Here is an 18,480-nt window from a genome sequence, read left to right on the forward strand (position 1 = left end):
GTTTTTAGAATGATTGCTTCTCTCAATAAATTTATCAGGCTGTTAGTGTTAGCCCTCACATTGTCGCTCGGATTAGTTGGCGTTGGACAATTGCGTGCCCAAACGCCTGCACCTGCATCAGCACCTGCCGAGCCTCAGCGTTACGAGCTGGGGGGCATTACTATTAGTGGAGCGCGCTATCTGGATGCAAATACGCTGATTGGAATAACAGGATTACGGGTAGGCGACCCGGTAACTATTCCAGGAGAGGAGATTGGTAAAGCCATTCGCCGCTTATGGGAGCAGGGCATTCTCGGTGATGTGAGCGTGTCTATTACCCGCATAGACGGACAGCGTATTTTCCTCGACTTTTTCCTGAGTGAGCGTCCTCGACTTTCTAAGTTCGATTTTGTAGGCATCAGCAAGAGCCAGGGTGATGAGCTACGCGACAAGATCAAGCTCATCCGGGGCAAGGTGGTTACGGACGCATTATTAAATAACACTCGCACTCAGGTCCGCAAATTCTACACGAATAAGGGTTTTCTGGATGCCAAAGTGAACATCACGCAGGTACCTGATTCGAGCTTGTCGAATAGTGTAGTACTGAAAATTAAAGTAGATAAAGGCGATAAAATCCGCATTCGTGACATTGCTTTCGAAGGTAACGAGGCGTTTTCTGATGGCAAGCTCCAAAAGAAGCTAAAGAAAACGAAGGCTAAGAAGTCATATAAGCTGCTGACGGCTGGTAAATTCCAGCGCGCTGAATATGAAGAGGATAAGCTGAAACTGTTGGAATTCTATAATGCTGAAGGCTACCGGGACGCTGTTATCGTTTCGGATACTTTAATTCGGCAGGAGGACGGTCTGGCCTTGCGGATTACTGTGGATGAAGGACCAAAGTATTACTTCCGCAATATCACTTGGAACGGTAACTATCTGTACGATGATAAGACGCTAGCCTCTGTTCTAGGTATCAAGAAGGGAAGCATTTACAATAAGGAAGAGCTTGAGAAGCGCATCAGCTATAACCCTACTGGGCAGGATGTGCAGTCGCTCTACATGAATGACGGTTACCTGTTTTTCAATATTGATGCGGTTGAAACCAAGATTGAAGGCGACTCTATTGACTTAGAGATGCGCATAAGTGAAGGTGTTCAGGCTCGTATTAAAGAAGTGAACATTGCTGGTAACACCAAAACCAGCGACCATGTATTGCGCCGTGAACTGCGTACGCTGCCGGGTGATAAATTCAATCGGGAGTTATTGATTCGTTCACAGCGGGAGATTTCTACACTTGGCTATTTTGACCCAGAAAAAGTCGGCATTAATCCTGTCCCTAATCCTGCTGAAGGCACCGTAGATATTAACTACACAGTAGTTGAGAAGCCTTCCGACCAAATTACGCTTTCGGGCGGTTGGGGTGGCTTTGCCGGCTTCATTGGTACAGTAGGCTTGGTTTTCAACAATTTTTCGCTTCGTAAAGCAGGGGATTTCAGCAACTGGAAGCCTGTGCCAGCCGGTGATGGACAGCGACTAGCGCTGAATATTCAGGCCAATGGATTACAGTACCAAGCTTATTCCTTTTCCTTCACGGAGCCTTGGCTGGGTGGCCGAAAGCGTAATTCGCTCACCTTTAGCTTGAATAAAAGCATTCAGCGTCTGGGTCAAGCGTTAGATGCCAGTTCAGATCGATTTATAAAAGTAAATAGTGCATCCATCGGCTTAGGACGGCAGTTACGCTTTCCTGATGATTACTTCACGCTGACTAACTCGCTCTCCATTAGCCAATATAAGCTGAATAATTACTCTGCTTTTGGCACTGAGTTTTTCCAGAACGGTACGGGTAATGCCAACAATATCACGCTGAATACCACCCTATCACGCAATAGCATCGACAATCCAACGTACACTCGTCGCGGTTCGTCGCTGTCACTAAGTCTCAACCTGACTCCTCCTTATTCGGTGTTCAAAGGAGCACACCCTTCCGTGAATGAATGGGTTGAGTTTCATAAGTGGATGTTTGATGCTTCGTGGTTTACGCCTATTGTAGGCAAGCTGGTATTAAACTCACGAGCGCACTTCGGCTATATTGGCTCCTACTCCGACCGACAGATAGGACCTTTCGAGCGTTTCAAGATGGGTGGTGCCGGATTGGGCTTCGGCGGAGCAGCCAACTTCTTAGTTGGTACCGAGTTTATTGGTTTGCGGGGCTATGGTGACCCCGGCGATGCCACCGCAATTCCCACGGCTCGGCAGTCATCCAGTGGGGGCGTGGCTTACAATAAATACGTAATGGAACTGCGTTATCCAGTGTCGCTTAATCCGGCGGCTACTGTATATGTCTTGAGCTTTGCGGAAGCAGGTAATTCTTTTGACCAGTACACCAACTACAATCCTTATAAGCTGTATCGTTCGGTAGGTGTTGGTGCCCGCATATTCATGTCGGCATTCGGTTTGCTCGGTTTCGACTACGGTCTGCCACTTGATACGGTGCCTGGCCAGACTAAAAAGGAAGGTATTTTCCACTTTATAATTGGTCAGCAGATTCGCTAATTCATTAGCCAGTTAGCTAGGTTCCTAAAGTCGTCGCCATGAAAAAGCTACTTTGTTCTTTTGTTCTTTCACTAGCAGTACTGCTAACGGCTTCTACAGCTCAGGCGCAAAAATTCGGGTATGTAGATTCTGAATTCGTGATGGGAAAATTGCCGGCCTATGCTGCTGCCCAGCAGGAGTTGAATACGCTGTCTGGCAACTGGCAGAAGGATATCGAGAATCAAAAGAAGGATCTTGATAAGCTATATCGCACTTATCAGGCGGAAGAGGTGTTACTAACAGAAGCCGCAAAAAAGAAGCGGCAAGATGAAATTCTGAAAAAGGAACAGGATATTAAAGCTTATCAAAATAAGATTTTTGGTTTTGAAGGGCAGCTGTTTAAAAAGCGTCAAGAATTAACCAAACCTGTTCAGGACCAAGTATTTGAAGCTATTGAACGGGTGGCTAAGAAAAAACAGTTGGCGATTGTATTTGATAAGGCTGGTGATTTAACCATGCTTTACACAAATCCAGTGCATGACTACACTGAATTCGTGTTGGAGGAGTTGGGTTTGGCATCTGAAGAGAAAAACCAACCTGGTACTAAGGGTTCAATCCAGACGGTAGAAACACCTGCTACGCCCACCGATGGAGTAGATGCTGAAGCTACCGACGTGCCGGCAACTACTCGTCCGGCTCCCCGCACCCGGCAACCGGCTCAGCCGGTAAAACGAAAAAATTAACTTTGACTTTCTAACTTGCAACTTCCCTTTTAATGACCACCATGAACAAAATCCGCTTTGCTTTGGCCGCGGCCGCCCTCATTTTCACTACTTCTACGGCTACCCTAGCGCAGCAGGCTTCGCTAAAGATCGGATACACTAGCGTGGACTATGTGCTCAGCCAGATGCCTGAAAGCAAGCAGATCGAGTCAGATCTGAAAGCATACAGCTCGCAGTTGGAAGCTCAGCTAAAGAGCAAGATTGCTGATTATCAGACGAAGGCTGAGGCTTATCAGAAAGGTGCCAGTGCTATGACTGATGTGGTACGCGCTGACAAGGAGAAGGAATTGACTGGCCTGCAGGGCTCTATTCAGGAGTTTCAGCGCAGCGCCGACAACTCACTCCAGCAGAAGCAGCAAACGTTGCTGAAGCCAGCTTTGGATAAGCTGCAAAAGACGATTGACGCGGTAGCTACTGAAAACGGCTACACATATGTACTGAATTCGGATGGTGCTAGCCCAGTGCTGTTGCACGGTCCGAAAGAAGGTGACATTTCCGACATGATCCTGAAGAAGATGGGCGTAACGCCTGGTGCAAACCAAGCCTCGGCACAAGCTGCTCCGGCTCCTGCAAAGGCAACGCCTGCTGCTCCGGCTACTACCCCAGCCAAAAAAGGCAAGAAGAAGTAAGGCTTCAACATCTTTTCATCTTGAAAGCCGGAACAACATGTTGTTCCGGCTTTCTTGTTTTTTGAAGCTTGCAATCACCAGTATTCTATCAGCTTATGCTTACTGAAAATTTGCCCCCCGATGATTTAACTGACGAAGAACTCAGCGAAGGCGGCGATGAACTCTATGAACACCACCGCATTCAGGTAGATCGGGGACAGGAAATGCTGCGCATAGACAAGTTCTTGCTGAATCGGCTTTCGCATACCTCCCGCACCAAGATTCAGAATGCTATTCTGGCTGAAGCGGTGCAAGTGAACGAAAAGGTCGTAAAGGCCAGCTATCGGATCAAGCCGCACGATGTTATTACTATCACGCTGCCGGAGCCTCCGCGCGAGTTCAAGGTGGTGCCCGAACCGATGGAACTGGATATTCCTTACGAGGACTCGGCGCTGCTAATTGTAAATAAGCCCGCCGGGTTGGTAGTGCATCCGGCTTTCGGTAACTGGCAGGGCACATTAGTAAACGGACTGGCGCACCACCTGCAAAACCTGCCTACAGGCCGCAACGGCGAGATACGTCCGGGCCTTGTGCATCGCATTGACAAAGACACATCGGGTTTGCTGGTAATAGGCAAATCGGAGTGGGCAATGACGCACCTCTCGCAGCAGTTCTTTCATCATACCATTGAACGCACATACCTGGCGCTGGTGTGGGGTGTTCCGAAGGAGATGGAAGGTACGATAAGGGGCCATGTAGGCCGCAGCGTAAAAGACCGCAAGGTACAGGCCGTATTTCCGGATGGTGAACAGGGAAAGCCTGCTGTTACGCATTATAAGGTGCTCAAAACCTTTCGGCACGTAGCCCTATTGCAATGCAATCTCGAAACCGGTCGAACGCACCAGATTCGGGTGCACATGAAGCACATTGGTCATCCGCTGTTCTCGGATGCCACTTACGGCGGCGATAAAATACTGTATGGACAGCGTACGGGCGCTTATAAAGCCTTTGTTGAGAAAGCCTTTGCCCTAATGCCCCGCCAAGCCCTACACGCCAAATCTTTGGGCTTCGAGCACCCAGATACGGGTCAGCACCTACACTTCGAGTCGGAGTTGCCGGCCGATTTTGCTGCGGTGCTGGATAAGTGGGAAAAGTTTGCTGCCGATGAGCAGGTCTAATCAAGCTGCTGCACTTCAACGATCAACAAAAAAGCCCCCCAGCATATGCTGGGGGGCTTTTTTGTTGATCGTTGAAACGAGTTACTTCTTACGCTTCGTGATTTCGCTGATAGCGGTGCTAGCCTGCGTGTCATTAGGATCAAGAGCGATTACTTCCTTCCAGTAGGGCAGTGAAGTGGCCTTCTCACCTTTCTGATAATAGTAGTAGCCCAGGTACTTGTTAGCCTCAACCAAGCCTTCCTTGTATTTGGTCGGGTCGTTTGCTTTGGCTACCTCAATAAACTTCTCATAGTGAGGCTTGGCAGTACCTTGCTTGGAATCTGGATCCAGACCAAAGTTAGCGCGAGCACGCATCAGATAGACAGGCACGTAGGTCGGGCGAGCCGTAGCTACAGCGCTATACAGCTTGTCAGCCTCAGCGAACTGCTTGTTCTGCTCATAAGCACGAGCCAGATAGATCTGGTCAGCTAGCTCAGGCTTATCACCTTGAGCGGCAATTTTAGCCTGATACGTAGCGATAGCCTTCGCGTAGTCCTTCTTCGCGATATAAGCCTGCGCTAAGTCATTCTGAAGGTCACCAGCTTTATCTGGGTTGGCTTGGATAGCCTTCTCGATAATGGCAACGCCTTCATCCGTACGGCCAGCACCCATCAGCATTTTGCCATAGTACACGTTATCCTCGGGGATAATCTTGTTGGCAGGAGCCATCTTCATGTACTTCTCCATCGCTGGCAAGGCTAGGTCGTTCTGCTTGTTCTCATAAAGAGAATAAGCCAGCAAACGATTCATTGTCAGGTTGTTCGGGTCCGTCTTCAATACGTTTTGTATCTCGGTCAGGGCCTCTGGGTATTTGCCAGTCAGGTACAGGAAAGAAGCGTACTTAGCGTTCGTGCTAGGTGTCTTCTCCGCTATCGACATGTACTTCTGGAAGGTAGAAAGCGCTAAGTCATATTGCTTAGCGAAGTAATACATTTCAGCTAGGTCGCGGTAAGCAGGAGCGAAGTTCGCATCGAGGCTGATTGCCTTCTCAAAAGAAGTACGGGCTTCGTTGAAGTTGCGTGAGCGCACATACAGCTGGCCCTTGCGGTAGTTAGCCATCACCGAGTTCGGATCTACGATCAATGCACGGTCGTAGCTACCCATTGCCTCACCGCCGCCATTCTCAGACTTCTGATAAATGTCGCCACGGGCAATCATAAGCCCCAAATCGTCCTTGCCTTTGTTGGCAGCCTGAGCAGCATTTACATAGGCTATGGCCTTGGCCGTATCCTTAACGTCAGATTCGGCATAAGCTTGGGCAATCATTTTCAGCGTATTGAATGCCTCCTTTTTCTTGGTGGCTTTCACAGCTTTATCAAACTGACTTGCCGCTTCTGCCTCATTCCCTTTTGCCAGCGCAGCACGACCAGCGGCTACCAACGACATCGGAGAATCGGCATTAGGGGTGATTTTGCTGAAGTAAAAAGCAGCTGAATCGGGCATTTCCCGCATTTGGTACAGGCGACCCAACTCATACATTGCTTCAGGCGATTGGCCTTGACGGGTCAGCGCCGCACGGGCTTCACTATAGCGCTCCAGTTCGAGTGACTTTTGGGCGGTCTGCGCACTCTGAGCGAAAGCGGCAGAGCCGGAAACCGACAAAGCAGCGAGGAACGAAAGCTTCCAGGGCTTGAAGTTCATGAGCAAAAGGGTTAGTGGAGAAGAGTGAGTAAAAGAGTTTAAAGTCTACTTGGTTGAAGTTGTCACGATACGCGTTTGGCCTGTGGCCGGCATCAGTCCCGACTTCAAAATAATCAATTGGCCTTTAGTGCCAGCTACAAAAGAAGCAAATCCGCTGCCGAGTCCCGTCCTTGCCTCTCGGTTGATAACAAACAGCTCGCGTCGCAAAGGATATGTTTTGAGCGCCAGATAAGCCTGGTATGGCTGTACGTAATCGTCAGGTGACTTAGGATTGTCGAGAGCACTGATGCCCACTACACGCACCTTTTGCAAAAAGCTCTGCACCGACGAGTCGTCACGGTCGCTTATCCAGTTGGCACCCACCACGCCGATTGCGTCGGGATGCGTAGCAACGTAATCGAGGAGTTCAGGGTTCGATTTTGCCGCGAACACCCGTTTCGTTAAAGGGGTTCCCTGAGTTATTGAGTCCTGAACATAGCGGGTGGTGCTGGAACGGTTCGCATCAAATACCACATTAATATCCCCTAGTCCTTTTTTGCCGCTCACCTGCGTCCATTTCAGGGTTTGACCCGTGAAAATAGCCCGAAGCTGGGTTAGTGTCAGCAGCGAGTCAGGGTTGCTTGGGTGCACAATAATAGCCAGGCCATCAGTAGCAATTTTGGTTACGCGAGGCGTAATGGTTTGCTGCTTAAATGTTGCTTTTTCAGCATCTGTCAGCGGCCGCGAAACAATTACGGCACGTACCTTATCCGCTAGCAAATCCTGCATGACGGCTTCTTCCGGCTTATAAACCGCCGTGACAGTAGCCGATTTATACAGTTTCTGAAACGTATCAACCTGTGAGCGCATGATAGGCTCAAACGTTTCATCTACACTGATATTGAGACGGCCACTGGTAGGTGTATCTCTATCAGCCGGATTGCCTTGATTACAACCTGTTGTGAGTAAGCCGGAGAGCAGAAGCAAGGTGCCGGCTGCTCGCCAATTAGCGCGCAGAAGTATCATTGGATTTCTTGAAATGTTGCTGATAGGTGCGGACAAATCTAATAATTCCGTAGAGGACAAAAATGCCCCCCAGGGTGCGTTGTACGGCCGGCGACAACGAAAATGCCTCAGGCGAGGCAAACCAAAGAAAGATGCCCAAGCTAATGTAAGCTAAGGCCATGAACAGAGAAAAGTAGCGCATTACATTATTAGCGCCGCGCTTTCCTAAGCGTTCATCTGTGGTTTCGCGATTCAACATAAGCGTGATCTAACGGGAAAAATTATTCAGTTAGTGCCTTAACGTATAAAAGTAGGTAGATTGTTCGCCTCTCAGCCCAAAATATATATCATCCTGGATATTTTAAGGCCAGATAGATATAGAAAATCCAGGAAGCACTGATTTGCCCCCTGGATTTGCTGCGTGTTAAAAAAGCTGCATTTCTTACTGATCTAAGCTTGCTCGTCGCTCAGGAACCTCTTTACTGATACTGGAAGGTAATAGGCATTGTGTAGCGCACGGGGACAGCATGATCGTTTTGGCGTCCGGGCGTCCAGGGGGGCATTTTACTTATTACGCGCACTGCCTCTTCGTCCGTCCCATAGCCTAAGCCTTTAATCACGGCTATATCTGAGATGGTGCCATCGGCATTTACTGTAAAGGAAATATACACACGACCGGAAACCGCAGCACTTGCCGCCTGACTCGGAAAGCGCAGATTGCGCTGCATATAGCGGCGCAACGCCTCCGGGCCACCTACAAAGTCGGGCATTACTTCTGCCGTTAGGAAGGGCTTAGTAACTGATCCAGCGGCAGTCTGGCCCGAATCAGTGCCTATACTTGGGATATCGGTTATGAGGCCAGTATTACTGCCAGAAATAGGCACCGGACCAACGATAGCTCCGGGAGGAGTAGTTTCACCAACAACCTCTTCCATCAGGATGGGATTCGTAACCAGCTCATCCGGTACCACTCTTGCGATTACATCAGCTGGATTAGCCTCCACGACTACTGCGCGTGTTGGGGGGGGCGTAACTACGGGAGCGATTGGTTGAGGTGGAGTGGGGGGCAAAATAACGCGCTCAAGCTCGATGATCCCGGGCTCGGTTGGAAGCGTAGCGTATGCAATAGCCGGAGCTAAGCGTTGCACCAGGATTGGAATGCTAAGCAGCGCTAAGCAAAGGGCCAATGTGGCAGCTAAGGCCGTCGCCAAGTGCCGATTGTATAGACGACGCAGTACATAGGCGCCATACGCTTGGTTGCGACCATCGAAGACGATATCGTCGAGGGTAGCAGTGAGGAGATTGAGGGTTTTCATGGGTTGTATAGGCTAAAAGGTGAAAGGAGGCTGCAACGCGCATTACCCAAGCCATATAATATCCACTTCCCATTACTGCCGCTCTGGCTTTCAAACCCTCAACGCTCTATATATTTCAACTAGTATGCATGCCGATCAATATATTTTCACAAATAAAAACCCCAAGCAACACAGCGGTTACTTGGGGTTTTAAGCTTCGGAAAGCAAGAAATTTACTTGATAGCGAAGGTTACCGGAACAGTAAATGATACACTTACTGCACGGCCATTCTGCTTACCAGGAGCGAACCTTGGCAGTGTTTTCACGGCGCGAACGGTTTCTTCGTCGCAGCCGGCTCCAATGCCTTTGGTGATTTTCACATCCGTTACCTCACCTTGTGGGTTTACGGTAAAGTTTACGAAAACCTTGCCCTCTACTTGGTTGCGCAGTGCCAATGCTGGATACTTAATGGCCTTTTGAATGGCACCAACAATAGCATCATTACCACCAGGAAATTGCGGCATTTGCTCTACGTAGGTATACACTTTCGTGTCTACTACTTCAGCTACTGCTGCATCTCCGTCGCCTTCCAGACCGCTTAGGTCCACCTCATCGGTGTTTCCTTTTACGGTTTCAGTGGCAACCACCTTATCCTTCAGCTCTTCCTGATCCGGAATTTCTTCCTCCTTTACTACTTCCTCATCCTTTTTGATGACGGGAGGAGTAAACTTAATTGTGGAGAGCTTTGGCGGTGGCGGTGGTGGCGCCTCTGGTGGCGGTGGTGGTGGTGGTGGCGGTACCGCTTTATCAAGCGGCGGCGCTTCCATTAGCTCATTCACCTTCAAGTTCTTCGCATCCTCAACTTCCCGACTGTTCTCAAACATGCGGGCAACAATGGGGAAGCTTACTAAAACTGCAAAGATTGCGATGCCAATGAGAAGGGCACGGGTTAGGTGCTTGCTATACAAGCGACGGAGCACAAACGCTCCGTAGGCCTTGTTGCGACCTTCAAAGACGATATCGTCGAAGGAAGCACGGGCCAATTGCGCATTATCCATCATAGCCCTGACTTCGTTATAAGTACAGTATCAGCTGGCGAAATATCCACCAGTGCGTATTTCTTCTGGTTCGTGATATTCATCTCGTCCAGAATATCAACCATGTTCTTGTATACTGATTTTCTGGCTGGTTTAATCAGCACTACAGTATTCGGATTGCGGCGCATCCGATCAAGTAACACCTTACGAACACCGGTAGCACCGTAGTTAGTGACCTGCAACTCAGGTTTTACGTCGTCAGCCAATAGGCCTTCGTAGTAATACACCTTGTTTGCTTCACCTAAGATTATAGTCATCGCGTTCGACGATTTAATCTCGGACGGTGGATCACCCTCTTTTGGTTTTACCGGCATCGTTACCTGCATTACGTTCGGCTTATTGAACGTAGTCGTGAGCATGAAGAAGGTAAGAAGAAGAAAGGCCAAGTCAACCATGGGTGTCATGTCGATTTTGGTCGACATTTTCTTAGCCCGTTTCTTCCCACCTCCGCCGGAGTCGGCTTGTTGTTGTATTTCTGCCATTTCGCTACGATCAGTTAGTTTCCGGCTACTGTTTTAGGCTTCATCTCCAAATCAGTAATCAGGTTGAAGCGATTGATGTCCTTATCCTGCATGTACTTGATAAGTTTGCGAACCGTCGGTACATCCGCGTTATTATCACCCTTGATGGCGATATAAACCGGCTTCTTGAAGAGCTGTTGGTTGGCAGCTCTTCCCTGTATCACCCAATCAATAATTTGATTGTTCGTAGAGTCAGTTGGGATACCGGGCTGCTTGACAGTCTTTATCTCTTCCTTACTACGGTCGAGCAAAGAGCCAAGCTGCTGGATTGGTACACCAAAACTGGTCATTTGGCCGAAGCGCTTCTTTTGCTGAGGAGTAAAGGAGACACCATATTTGGCACCTACTTTTTCCAGCATCAAGATTTTGGCAGGCTCGCTGTCCAGTGCGAAATAGGTTTTGCCGTCCTTATCTACCGAGAGGGTAATAAGGTTGGTTTCCGGCAACTTAAGATCTGAAGTAGAGGATGGTGTGTCCACCATCACTACTTCCTCGGGGGCAAACTTGGTGGTGAGCATAAAGAATGTCACCAGCAGGAATGCCAGGTCCACCATCGGGGTCATATCCAACGAGGGGGACGTTCTATGGGGCTTTACTTTAGGCATTTCTGGCTTAGTTAGTTTGAATTCAGAAACGTAGGAAGCCTAAGCTTTAGTGCGTTAACCGCAACTTATGCCGTGTAAGTTTCCTTTTCGCCGTGCTGAGCGGCAAACGTCTGAATAATGCTGAAGCCAGCCTCGTCGATGCTGTACGTCAACTCGTCAATTTTGCTCGTAAAGTAGTTGTAGGCAATAATAGCCAGCGCCGAGCCAAGGATACCCAAAGCCGTGTTGATCAAAGCTTCCGAAATACCGTTAGCAAGTGCAGTAGCATCAGGGTTACCGGCTTGTGCCAGAGCCGAGAAGGCTTTGATCATACCAGCTACCGTACCCAACAGACCTACCAGAGTAGCAACCGAGGCGATAGTAGAGATAATAACCAGGTTTTTCTCCAGCATAGGCAATTCCAAGGCAGTAGATTCTTCAATCTCTTTCTGGATTGACAGGATCTTCTGGTCTTTGTCCATGCCACGCTCACGCGACATTTCCTGGTACTTCAGCAAACCAGCTTTTACCACGTTAGCTACTGAACCTTTCTGCTGGTCGCAAACGGCCAATGCACCCGTGATGTCATTCACGTTCAGCTTTTGACGGATAGAGCGTACAAAGCTCTCGATGCTCTTCGTGCCACGGGCCTTACCGATGGTCAGGTAACGCTCGATGGAGAACGTAATAACGAGCAAGAACAAAGTGAGCAGGATGGGTACAATAAAGCCCCCCTTGTACACGATGCCAAGGTAGTTGCCCTCAAGTGGGTGGTTCTCGTTATTACCGCCTTGGAAGTTAGCACCGTTTCCGAATACGAACTGGTAGATGATGATCGATACTATAAGTGCCAACGGAATTACGATGGCGGCGAACGCTGATCCGCCTTTCGCGTCGTCCTTAGGAGCAGCGGTAGCGGCGGCAGGCCGCACGTTCTTGTTCATGGCATTCTTCTGTTCCATTGTGCCGGAGGATTAGGGGGTTGGTAGTGAAAGGTTGAGAGGTAAAGGAGAAAATGAATGGGGTATTTGGTGAAAAAAGAATAGCCTAAAGACGACGGCGGCCCCGCTCACCCTCATATTTGGCCCCCAATAATGGAGATAAAATATGGGTCTGCTCGTGCGCGGGGCCTAGTTTCTCAGAAGGTCTATGCTTGGCAAACCTAAATAAAAACGAGCGCGCCGCCAAATGAAATATGGGTTTAAACGGTTTAAAACGGTGTGCAACTTAAAAAAAAGCTATTTCCCACCGCTCTTGGAGGTAGTTGACGCAGGTAGTTTTTTGGCCCTTTCCCAGTACGTATCCATCTCTGCCAGGGTTAAATCGGTGAGTTGGTGTCCGTCGCGGGCGGCTTCTGTTTCAAGGTATTGAAAACGCTGAATAAACTTACGGTTGGTACGTTCTAAAGCCTCTTCAGGGTTAATTCCAGCGAAGCGGGCAAAGTTTACAAGCGAAAATAATAAGTCGCCAAACTCGCTCGCCGCACGCTCCGAATCAATAGAGTCAGCGTTCTGGGGGGCAAATTCGGCTCCGAACTCGCCTAATTCTTCCTGTACCTTCTCCCATACTTGAGCCGGCTCTTCCCAATCGAAGCCCGCCCCGCGTGCTTTTTCCTGGATGCGCATGGCTTTTACCAGCGCTGGCAATGATACGGGTACTCCACCCAGCACCGAGGTGTTTCCTTTTTCTTTCAGCTTTAATTGCTCCCAGTTGCGCTTCACCTCCTCCTCATCCGCCACTTGCGTGTCGCCATAAATGTGCGGATGACGAAAAATTAGTTTTTCGCATTGGGTATTCAAAACGTCGGCAATATCAAAACGGCCACTTTCGGAGGCGATTTTTGCATAGAAGGCCAAATGCAGAAATACATCGCCAAGTTCCTTTTGCACATCCGCTAAGTCATCGCGCAGGATGGCATCAGAGAGCTCATAAGTTTCTTCAATAGTGAGGTGCCGTAAGCTATGCATGGTTTGCTTACGGTCCCAGGGGCACTCAGCGCGTAGCCGTTCAAGCACGTCCAGTAGACGGCTAAAGGCAGCTAACTGCTCGGGACGACGTGAAGGAGAAGACATTTCCATTAAATCAAATATACGGTCTCTTTCTGCATAGAGTAGTGATGGCGCAGGCAAGAACGCTCGGTCATCAACGTTGAAAAAAGATTTAAGGACTAAAAATTGTCGTTGTCCTAAAACTACTTTCATAGAGAAAGCAGCGCGTTTGTCTACTTTTGCGACTTAAAATAATCATTGCTTGTGGCACTAATAAAATCAATTTCGGGTATTCGGGGCACTATCGGAGGCGCAGCAGGAGACGGGCTTACGCCTATCGATGTAGTAAAATACGCTGCCGCTTTCGGAACGTGGGTACTGGACACTACGCAGAACAACACCATCATTATTGGCCGCGATGCCCGCATTTCGGGCGAAATGGTGAGCAAGCTGGTAGCAGCCACTTTGCAGGGCTTAGGTATTCACGTAATAGATCTAGGCCTGAGTACAACGCCTACCGTAGAGCTGGCGGTACCCGCCAAAAAAGCCGGTGGCGGTATTATTCTGACTGCCTCCCACAACCCTAAGCAGTGGAACGCGCTGAAGCTGCTCAACGACAAAGGCGAGTTTATTTCTGAACAGGATGGTCAGCAAGTATTAGCCTTAGCCGATGCAGAGCAATTTAATTTTGCGCCGGTAAATAAGCTCGGGCAATACAGCACTGATTCCAGCTTTCTTAAAAAGCACGTAAAAGCCGTGCTGGCCTTGCCCCTGGTAGACGCAGAGGCTATCCGCGCCAAAAACTTTCGGGTGGTAATTGACTGCGTCAACTCCAGCGGCGGTTTGGCTGTGCCTATGTTGCTGGAGGCGCTGGGTGTTGAAAAAATTGAGAAGCTGCACTGTGAGCCTACCGGTGATTTCGCCCACAACCCCGAGCCATTGCCCGAAAACCTGCGCGATATTGCACGGGCGCTCGAAAAAGGCAGCTATGACCTTGGTATTGTGGTTGACCCCGATGTGGACCGCCTGGCGCTGGTAAGCGAAAACGGCGAAATGTTCGGCGAAGAGTACACCTTGGTAGCCGTGGCCGATTATGTGCTCAAGCAGAACGGTGGCGGTAACACCGTAAGTAACCTGAGCAGTACCCGCGCCCTGCGCGACGTGACGGAGCGCCTGGGGGGCAATTATGCCGCCGCTGCCGTAGGCGAGGTAAACGTGGTGAATATGATGAAGCAAACCAACGCCATTATTGGGGGCGAAGGCAACGGGGGTATCATTTTCCCTGAGTTGCACTACGGCCGCGACGCGTTGGTGGGCATTGCTTTATTCTTGACTCACCTGGCGAAATCTGGGTTGACGATGACGCGCTTGCGGGCGTCCTATCCGAATTATCACATCTCAAAAAACAAAATCGAGCTGACGCCCGACATCAACACCGACAAGATTCTGGAGCAGGTGCAGCAGCGCTACGCCAAGCAGCCCATCAATACCATCGACGGCGTCAAGATAGAGTTTGATAAAGAGTGGGTGCATCTGCGTAAATCCAATACGGAGCCCATTATCCGCATTTACGCGGAGTCTGAGTCGAATGCTACCGCCGACCATCTGGCCAACAAGATCATCGGAGACATCAAAGAGATTCTCTCAACGAAAGCATAAAAGTAGACATGAGTACGGAGAGGTGAGAAGTGAGACTCTCTGTACTTTATGGCTTTGTATGAGCCTCCGACGAGTCTCACTTCTCCCCTTTCCGCACTCACCTCTTAGCCCTCATGTCTCAGCAAGCCGTTTATTTCGATAATGCCGCTACCACGTCTCTCGACCCCGAGGTGCTGGAGGCTATGATGCCCTTTCTGCAAAACCATTTCGGCAACCCAAGCAGCATTCATGGTCATGGGCGACAGGTGCGGGCAGCTATCGAGAATGCGCGCAAAACCATTGCACATCTGATAAATGCGGCGCCGGCAGAGATTTCCTTCACCTCGGGTGGCACTGAGGCCGATAATTATGCTGCCTTCGGGAGTATTCGTACGCTGGGGCTGCGTCATGCAATTACTTCGCCCTTAGAGCACCATGCCGTGTTGCATACATTGCAGGCGCTGGAAAAAAGCGGTGATATACAGTTGAGCTACCTGCGCCACGATGAGCGCGGCCGGTTTGATATGGAGCATCTGGCTGAGCTTTTGGCCGCGCACCCGCGCTCCTTTGTGAGTCTGATGCACGCCAATAATGAGATAGGCAACATCAACGACGTCGAGGCTATTGCTGAGCTATGTCAGCAGCACGACGCGGTTTTTCATACGGATACGGTGCAGACCATGGGCCATTATCGCCATGACGTGCAGCAGCTAAAAACGCACTTCCTGGTCGGTTCGGCGCATAAGTTTCACGGCCCGAAAGGAGTCGGCTTCCTCTATACCCGTTCCGGTACGCAGGTTACGCCGCTTATTCATGGCGGCGCTCAGGAGCGCAACGTACGGGCTGGCACGGAGAACGTATATGGCATTGTGGGTCTGGCCAAGGCTATGGAAATTGCCTATCGGGACATGGCGGACCACCAGCGTCATATTCAGGGCTTGAAAGACTTATTCATAACCTCACTAAGAGCTGAAATTGAGGATGTGCAGTTCAATGGCACCTCCGCCGACGCCGATCAGAGCCTGTATACGGTATTGAATGTAAGCCTGCCGCCTTCGGACATCAACGAGATGCTGCTCTTCAATCTCGATATTAATCGGGTGTCGGTATCGGGAGGATCGGCATGTTCGAGCGGCGCCAACGCGGGTTCGCACGTATTAAGCGCGCTAAACTGTGACCCCAAGCGTGGGGCTATCCGCTTATCCATGAGTAAGTACAATACGGCAGAGGAAGTAAAATTTGCCGTGGAGCAATTAGCCAAGATGTACCGGAAAGTGCCGGCTTAAGTGTGGCGCGTTCTATATAAATAAAATAGCCCCCCAGGCCAGTCTGGGGGGCTATTTTGCTTCTGTAATAATAACTAAACGGTGCGTTAAAGCTATGTATTACAATGTTTTAATACGTGCCTTTAACGCCCCTGCATATGGCTGCCAGCTGCATTCAGTACCTATTTTGGCTGCCGTCCGTACTGCTTTCCACAGACTTGCTTTAACCTGACTTATGGCTGAGATAAATATTCAACGCAAAAAGAACTCGTTCAGCCCGTGGCTGCTGGTGTTGCTGGTGCTGGCGGCGTTGGCCGTAGGAGCTTACTTCCTGCTGCGCGCCGATTCGGAGCCCACCGCTACTGCTCCGCCTGCAACTGGCGCCGTTGCCCCAACAGATGCTGAGGCCGAGGCACAAGCGCGCGCTACGCCTCCGCCCGCCGATGGCGGCACGCAAGCCGTAACGGATATGGCCGCTGAAGAAACGCCGGCATCAGCCGAAGAGCTGGCTCGGTTTGCGGCTGATGAGGATGATACTCCCGATTACGCGCGTCGTGGCCTCCAACTGCTCACAGCTACCCTCGTTGACTTAACTGACCGCAACGACTTGCGCGACAGCAACATTACGGAGAAGCGCAACGACCTGACCAGTGCCACCAGCCGCTTGAGCGAGACCTCCCAGGCCGGTATACGGCCGGGTTTGGTGGCAGCGGCTGCTTTAATGCAGGCAATGCAGCAAAAAGCTTATCCCGCCCTGGCGCGCCCTGTTGCAGAACTGGTACAGCGCGCTGACGAGTTGCCCAATCAGATTACCGAGGCGGAAGTGCCCGCGGTACAGGAGTTTCTGGTGCGGGCCGCCGATGTGGTTGGCACATTAAGTAAGCCTGCTTCCTGATTTCATTTCCAGTGTAGTCCAACGGGTTTTCCCAGGATCACCGTTGTTTATCTATCTGACTTTCATTCGCTTAACCATGGAAACAACTTCTGCCCCAATTCCACCCGCTGAGGGTATGCACCTGCGGCGTCTGCGCGACTTAACTGAGTTTGAAGTAGCAGATAGCAGCCCCGATGTGCGCGGCTGGAGCGTGCGCGGCGCCGACGGACAGAAATTTGGCGAAGTAGCAGAGCTAATAGTTGAGGAAGATGCGTTGAAGGTGCGCTACCTCGATATTGAGCTGAGCAGCAATTTGCGCTTAAACAAAAACGAGCGCCATATTCTACTGCCCATTGGCGTGGCTGCCCTAGACGAAGAGGGTGATAACGTGTTTGTACCAGCCCTGACGATGGAATCGGTAATGGAGTACCCGCCTTATTCCGAGATTCAAATTAGCCGCGACTACGAAGAGGCCATGCTACGGGCCCTGAAGCTGCCTTTGCCTGAAGCCGGCTCTGCGGCTTTTTACAATCAGCCTTCCTACGATGAGCAGCGCTTCTACCAGAATCGGCGGCCTGCTGAGTTAAATGCCTTCCGTAAGCGCGACCAGCACGGAAACATTGTTTAGCTGACTCTGGGGGGCTTTTTTAGGTGGCGTAAGCGTTGATTAGCCAAAGGCCTTGTAAAGAGTCCAAAGGCTCCAGACGATAACCATCAGGCCCACACCCGCGAGCATCCAACGAACGGGCAGATTCCCGGCAAGGCGCGCCGCCAAAGGAGCCGCCGCAATACCTCCCACAATCAGCCCCAGTACTACCTGCCAGTGCGAAAAGCCAAGAGTAGTAAAAAAGGTAAGCGCACTGGCGAAGGTGACAAAGAACTCGGTGAGGCTGACGGAGCCAATGACATATTGGGGAGCGCGCCCTCGCATAAGCAGCGTGCTGGTAACCAAGGGGCCCCAGCCGCCACCGCCAAACGAGTCTAAAAAGCCCCCCGCGCCGGCCAGCCAGCCAATATGCTTTACGGGACGAGAAGGGCCCGGCTGCTGAAAAGCCTGTCGCAAAATGCGCAATCCAAGAAGTAATAGATACGCTGCTAACGTGGGCTTTACCCAAGCGGAGAAATGCTGACCAAAATAAGAAAGCAGCAAGGCCCCGCTTACGGCCCCCAGCACTCCCGGCACCAGCAACGCCTTGAACAGTCGCCGATTAACGTTGCCCCGCCGGTAATGACTGTAGCCGGAAGCGCCACTGGCAAACATCTCAGCCGTATGAATGCTCGCGCTCACCGTCGCCGGCGACATATTCAACGACATCAGGCTGATAGCCGTGACCACGCCATAGCCCATACCTAGTAGCCCATCAAGGAGCTGGGCCACGAACCCAATAGCCACAAATAGGTAGAACGTCTGGGCACTGCTCACCACTTCCCATATCTGCTCCCAGGAAATAGCTAGCGTCAACCCAATCATACTC

The 18,480-nt window shown here is 50.5% G+C and carries 18 protein-coding genes; 8 read left to right on the forward strand and 10 right to left on the reverse strand.

What is annotated here, in order from left to right:
• Positions 1–9 precede the first annotated feature (9 nt).
• The 4 genes from bamA (at position 10) to IEW06_RS07315 (ending at position 5,079) form a co-directional block, all read left to right on the forward strand.
• Entirely contained in the window at positions 10–2,532 is a 2,523-nt protein-coding gene (gene bamA / locus IEW06_RS07300) for an outer membrane protein assembly factor BamA (RefSeq protein ID WP_188547841.1), read from the forward strand.
• A gap of 38 nt (positions 2,533–2,570) precedes the next feature.
• Positions 2,571–3,254: an OmpH/Skp family outer membrane protein gene (locus tag IEW06_RS07305; RefSeq protein WP_187733263.1), complete on the forward strand. Its 684-nt coding sequence runs from the start codon at positions 2,571–2,573 to the stop codon at positions 3,252–3,254.
• Between the two features lie 41 nt (positions 3,255–3,295).
• Positions 3,296–3,922, forward strand: a complete 627-nt coding sequence (locus tag IEW06_RS07310; protein WP_229743065.1) for an OmpH/Skp family outer membrane protein — start codon at positions 3,296–3,298, stop codon at positions 3,920–3,922.
• A 95-nt stretch (positions 3,923–4,017) separates the two neighbouring features.
• Positions 4,018–5,079 (forward strand): RluA family pseudouridine synthase, encoded by a 1,062-nt coding sequence (locus tag IEW06_RS07315; RefSeq protein WP_188547843.1) that lies wholly within the window; start codon positions 4,018–4,020, stop codon positions 5,077–5,079.
• A gap of 81 nt (positions 5,080–5,160) precedes the next feature.
• Here the strand turns inward: IEW06_RS07315 and IEW06_RS07320 are convergent, their stop codons facing one another.
• The 9 genes from IEW06_RS07320 to mazG form a co-directional block, all read right to left on the reverse strand.
• Positions 5,161–6,759 carry a tetratricopeptide repeat protein gene (locus IEW06_RS07320; protein WP_187733260.1) on the reverse strand — a complete coding sequence of 533 codons (1,599 nt, stop codon included), beginning with the start codon at positions 6,757–6,759 and terminating at the stop codon, positions 5,161–5,163.
• 45 nt (positions 6,760–6,804) lie between these two features.
• Positions 6,805–7,764: a PstS family phosphate ABC transporter substrate-binding protein gene (locus tag IEW06_RS07325; protein WP_187733259.1), complete on the reverse strand. Its 960-nt coding sequence runs from the start codon at positions 7,762–7,764 to the stop codon at positions 6,805–6,807.
• Entirely contained in the window at positions 7,745–8,002 is a 258-nt protein-coding gene (locus tag IEW06_RS07330; RefSeq protein ID WP_187312035.1) for a hypothetical protein, read from the reverse strand. The genes IEW06_RS07325 and IEW06_RS07330 overlap by 20 nt, the downstream gene beginning before the upstream one ends.
• 220 nt (positions 8,003–8,222) lie before the next feature.
• The gene (locus IEW06_RS07335) at positions 8,223–9,059 is read right to left on the reverse strand and encodes an energy transducer TonB (RefSeq protein ID WP_187733258.1); all 837 of its coding nucleotides are present in this window, start codon (positions 9,057–9,059) and stop codon (positions 8,223–8,225) included.
• A 212-nt stretch (positions 9,060–9,271) separates the two neighbouring features.
• Positions 9,272–10,099, reverse strand: coding sequence for an energy transducer TonB (locus tag IEW06_RS07340; protein ID WP_223284738.1), 828 nt, complete (start codon positions 10,097–10,099; stop codon positions 9,272–9,274).
• Complete coding sequence (locus IEW06_RS07345; RefSeq protein ID WP_187733257.1) at positions 10,096–10,617, reverse strand: ExbD/TolR family protein; 522 nt, start codon at positions 10,615–10,617, stop codon at positions 10,096–10,098. Before IEW06_RS07345 ends, IEW06_RS07340 begins: the two co-directional genes overlap by 4 nt.
• Before the next feature lie 14 nt (positions 10,618–10,631).
• On the reverse strand, positions 10,632–11,261 hold the full coding sequence (locus tag IEW06_RS07350; protein WP_187733256.1) for an ExbD/TolR family protein: 630 nt from the start codon (positions 11,259–11,261) through the stop codon (positions 10,632–10,634).
• Between the two features lie 65 nt (positions 11,262–11,326).
• Positions 11,327–12,202 (reverse strand): MotA/TolQ/ExbB proton channel family protein, encoded by an 876-nt coding sequence (locus IEW06_RS07355; protein ID WP_223284737.1) that lies wholly within the window; start codon positions 12,200–12,202, stop codon positions 11,327–11,329.
• Between the two features lie 276 nt (positions 12,203–12,478).
• Positions 12,479–13,312: a nucleoside triphosphate pyrophosphohydrolase gene (gene mazG / locus IEW06_RS07360; protein ID WP_373285345.1), complete on the reverse strand. Its 834-nt coding sequence runs from the start codon at positions 13,310–13,312 to the stop codon at positions 12,479–12,481.
• Between the two features lie 180 nt (positions 13,313–13,492).
• On the opposite strand from mazG, the gene glmM reads away from it, so the two are divergent.
• From glmM to IEW06_RS07380, 4 genes are all read left to right on the forward strand, one after another.
• Positions 13,493–14,887, forward strand: a complete 1,395-nt coding sequence (gene glmM, locus IEW06_RS07365) for a phosphoglucosamine mutase (protein WP_188547845.1) — start codon at positions 13,493–13,495, stop codon at positions 14,885–14,887.
• A 113-nt stretch (positions 14,888–15,000) separates the two neighbouring features.
• Positions 15,001–16,152 carry a cysteine desulfurase family protein gene (locus IEW06_RS07370; RefSeq protein ID WP_187733255.1) on the forward strand — a complete coding sequence of 384 codons (1,152 nt, stop codon included), beginning with the start codon at positions 15,001–15,003 and terminating at the stop codon, positions 16,150–16,152.
• A gap of 214 nt (positions 16,153–16,366) precedes the next feature.
• Entirely contained in the window at positions 16,367–17,026 is a 660-nt protein-coding gene (locus IEW06_RS07375; RefSeq protein WP_187733254.1) for a hypothetical protein, read from the forward strand.
• A gap of 76 nt (positions 17,027–17,102) precedes the next feature.
• Positions 17,103–17,633 carry a PRC-barrel domain-containing protein gene (locus IEW06_RS07380; protein WP_187733253.1) on the forward strand — a complete coding sequence of 177 codons (531 nt, stop codon included), beginning with the start codon at positions 17,103–17,105 and terminating at the stop codon, positions 17,631–17,633.
• Positions 17,634–17,672: 39 nt separating this feature from the next.
• Here IEW06_RS07380 and IEW06_RS07385 read toward each other — a convergent pair whose 3' ends face one another.
• Complete coding sequence (locus tag IEW06_RS07385) at positions 17,673–18,476, reverse strand: sulfite exporter TauE/SafE family protein (RefSeq protein ID WP_187733252.1); 804 nt, start codon at positions 18,474–18,476, stop codon at positions 17,673–17,675.
• Positions 18,477–18,480 lie beyond the last annotated feature (4 nt).

This window comes from Hymenobacter qilianensis (assembly GCF_014638675.1).
GTDB classification, from domain to species: Bacteria; Bacteroidota; Bacteroidia; order Cytophagales; family Hymenobacteraceae; genus Hymenobacter; species Hymenobacter qilianensis.

Excerpts from the sequence above, each read along its gene's own strand:
- bamA (WP_188547841.1), top strand. The coding sequence starts at position 10 with ATGATTGCTTCTCTCAATAAATTTATCAGGCTGTTAGTGTTAGCCCTC.
- IEW06_RS07305 (WP_187733263.1), top strand. The coding sequence starts at position 2,571 with ATGAAAAAGCTACTTTGTTCTTTTGTTCTTTCACTAGCAGTACTGCTA.
- IEW06_RS07310 (WP_229743065.1), top strand. The coding sequence starts at position 3,296 with ATGAACAAAATCCGCTTTGCTTTGGCCGCGGCCGCCCTCATTTTCACT.
- IEW06_RS07315 (WP_188547843.1), top strand. The coding sequence starts at position 4,018 with ATGCTTACTGAAAATTTGCCCCCCGATGATTTAACTGACGAAGAACTC.
- IEW06_RS07320 (WP_187733260.1), bottom strand. The coding sequence starts at position 6,759 with ATGAACTTCAAGCCCTGGAAGCTTTCGTTCCTCGCTGCTTTGTCGGTT.
- IEW06_RS07325 (WP_187733259.1), bottom strand. The coding sequence starts at position 7,764 with ATGATACTTCTGCGCGCTAATTGGCGAGCAGCCGGCACCTTGCTTCTG.
- IEW06_RS07330 (WP_187312035.1), bottom strand. The coding sequence starts at position 8,002 with ATGTTGAATCGCGAAACCACAGATGAACGCTTAGGAAAGCGCGGCGCT.
- IEW06_RS07335 (WP_187733258.1), bottom strand. The coding sequence starts at position 9,059 with ATGAAAACCCTCAATCTCCTCACTGCTACCCTCGACGATATCGTCTTC.
- IEW06_RS07340 (WP_223284738.1), bottom strand. The coding sequence starts at position 10,099 with ATGATGGATAATGCGCAATTGGCCCGTGCTTCCTTCGACGATATCGTC.
- IEW06_RS07345 (WP_187733257.1), bottom strand. The coding sequence starts at position 10,617 with ATGGCAGAAATACAACAACAAGCCGACTCCGGCGGAGGTGGGAAGAAA.
- IEW06_RS07350 (WP_187733256.1), bottom strand. The coding sequence starts at position 11,261 with ATGCCTAAAGTAAAGCCCCATAGAACGTCCCCCTCGTTGGATATGACC.
- IEW06_RS07355 (WP_223284737.1), bottom strand. The coding sequence starts at position 12,202 with ATGGAACAGAAGAATGCCATGAACAAGAACGTGCGGCCTGCCGCCGCT.
- mazG (WP_373285345.1), bottom strand. The coding sequence starts at position 13,312 with ATGTCTTCTCCTTCACGTCGTCCCGAGCAGTTAGCTGCCTTTAGCCGT.
- IEW06_RS07370 (WP_187733255.1), top strand. The coding sequence starts at position 15,001 with ATGTCTCAGCAAGCCGTTTATTTCGATAATGCCGCTACCACGTCTCTC.
- IEW06_RS07375 (WP_187733254.1), top strand. The coding sequence starts at position 16,367 with ATGGCTGAGATAAATATTCAACGCAAAAAGAACTCGTTCAGCCCGTGG.
- IEW06_RS07380 (WP_187733253.1), top strand. The coding sequence starts at position 17,103 with ATGGAAACAACTTCTGCCCCAATTCCACCCGCTGAGGGTATGCACCTG.
- IEW06_RS07385 (WP_187733252.1), bottom strand. The coding sequence starts at position 18,476 with ATGATTGGGTTGACGCTAGCTATTTCCTGGGAGCAGATATGGGAAGTG.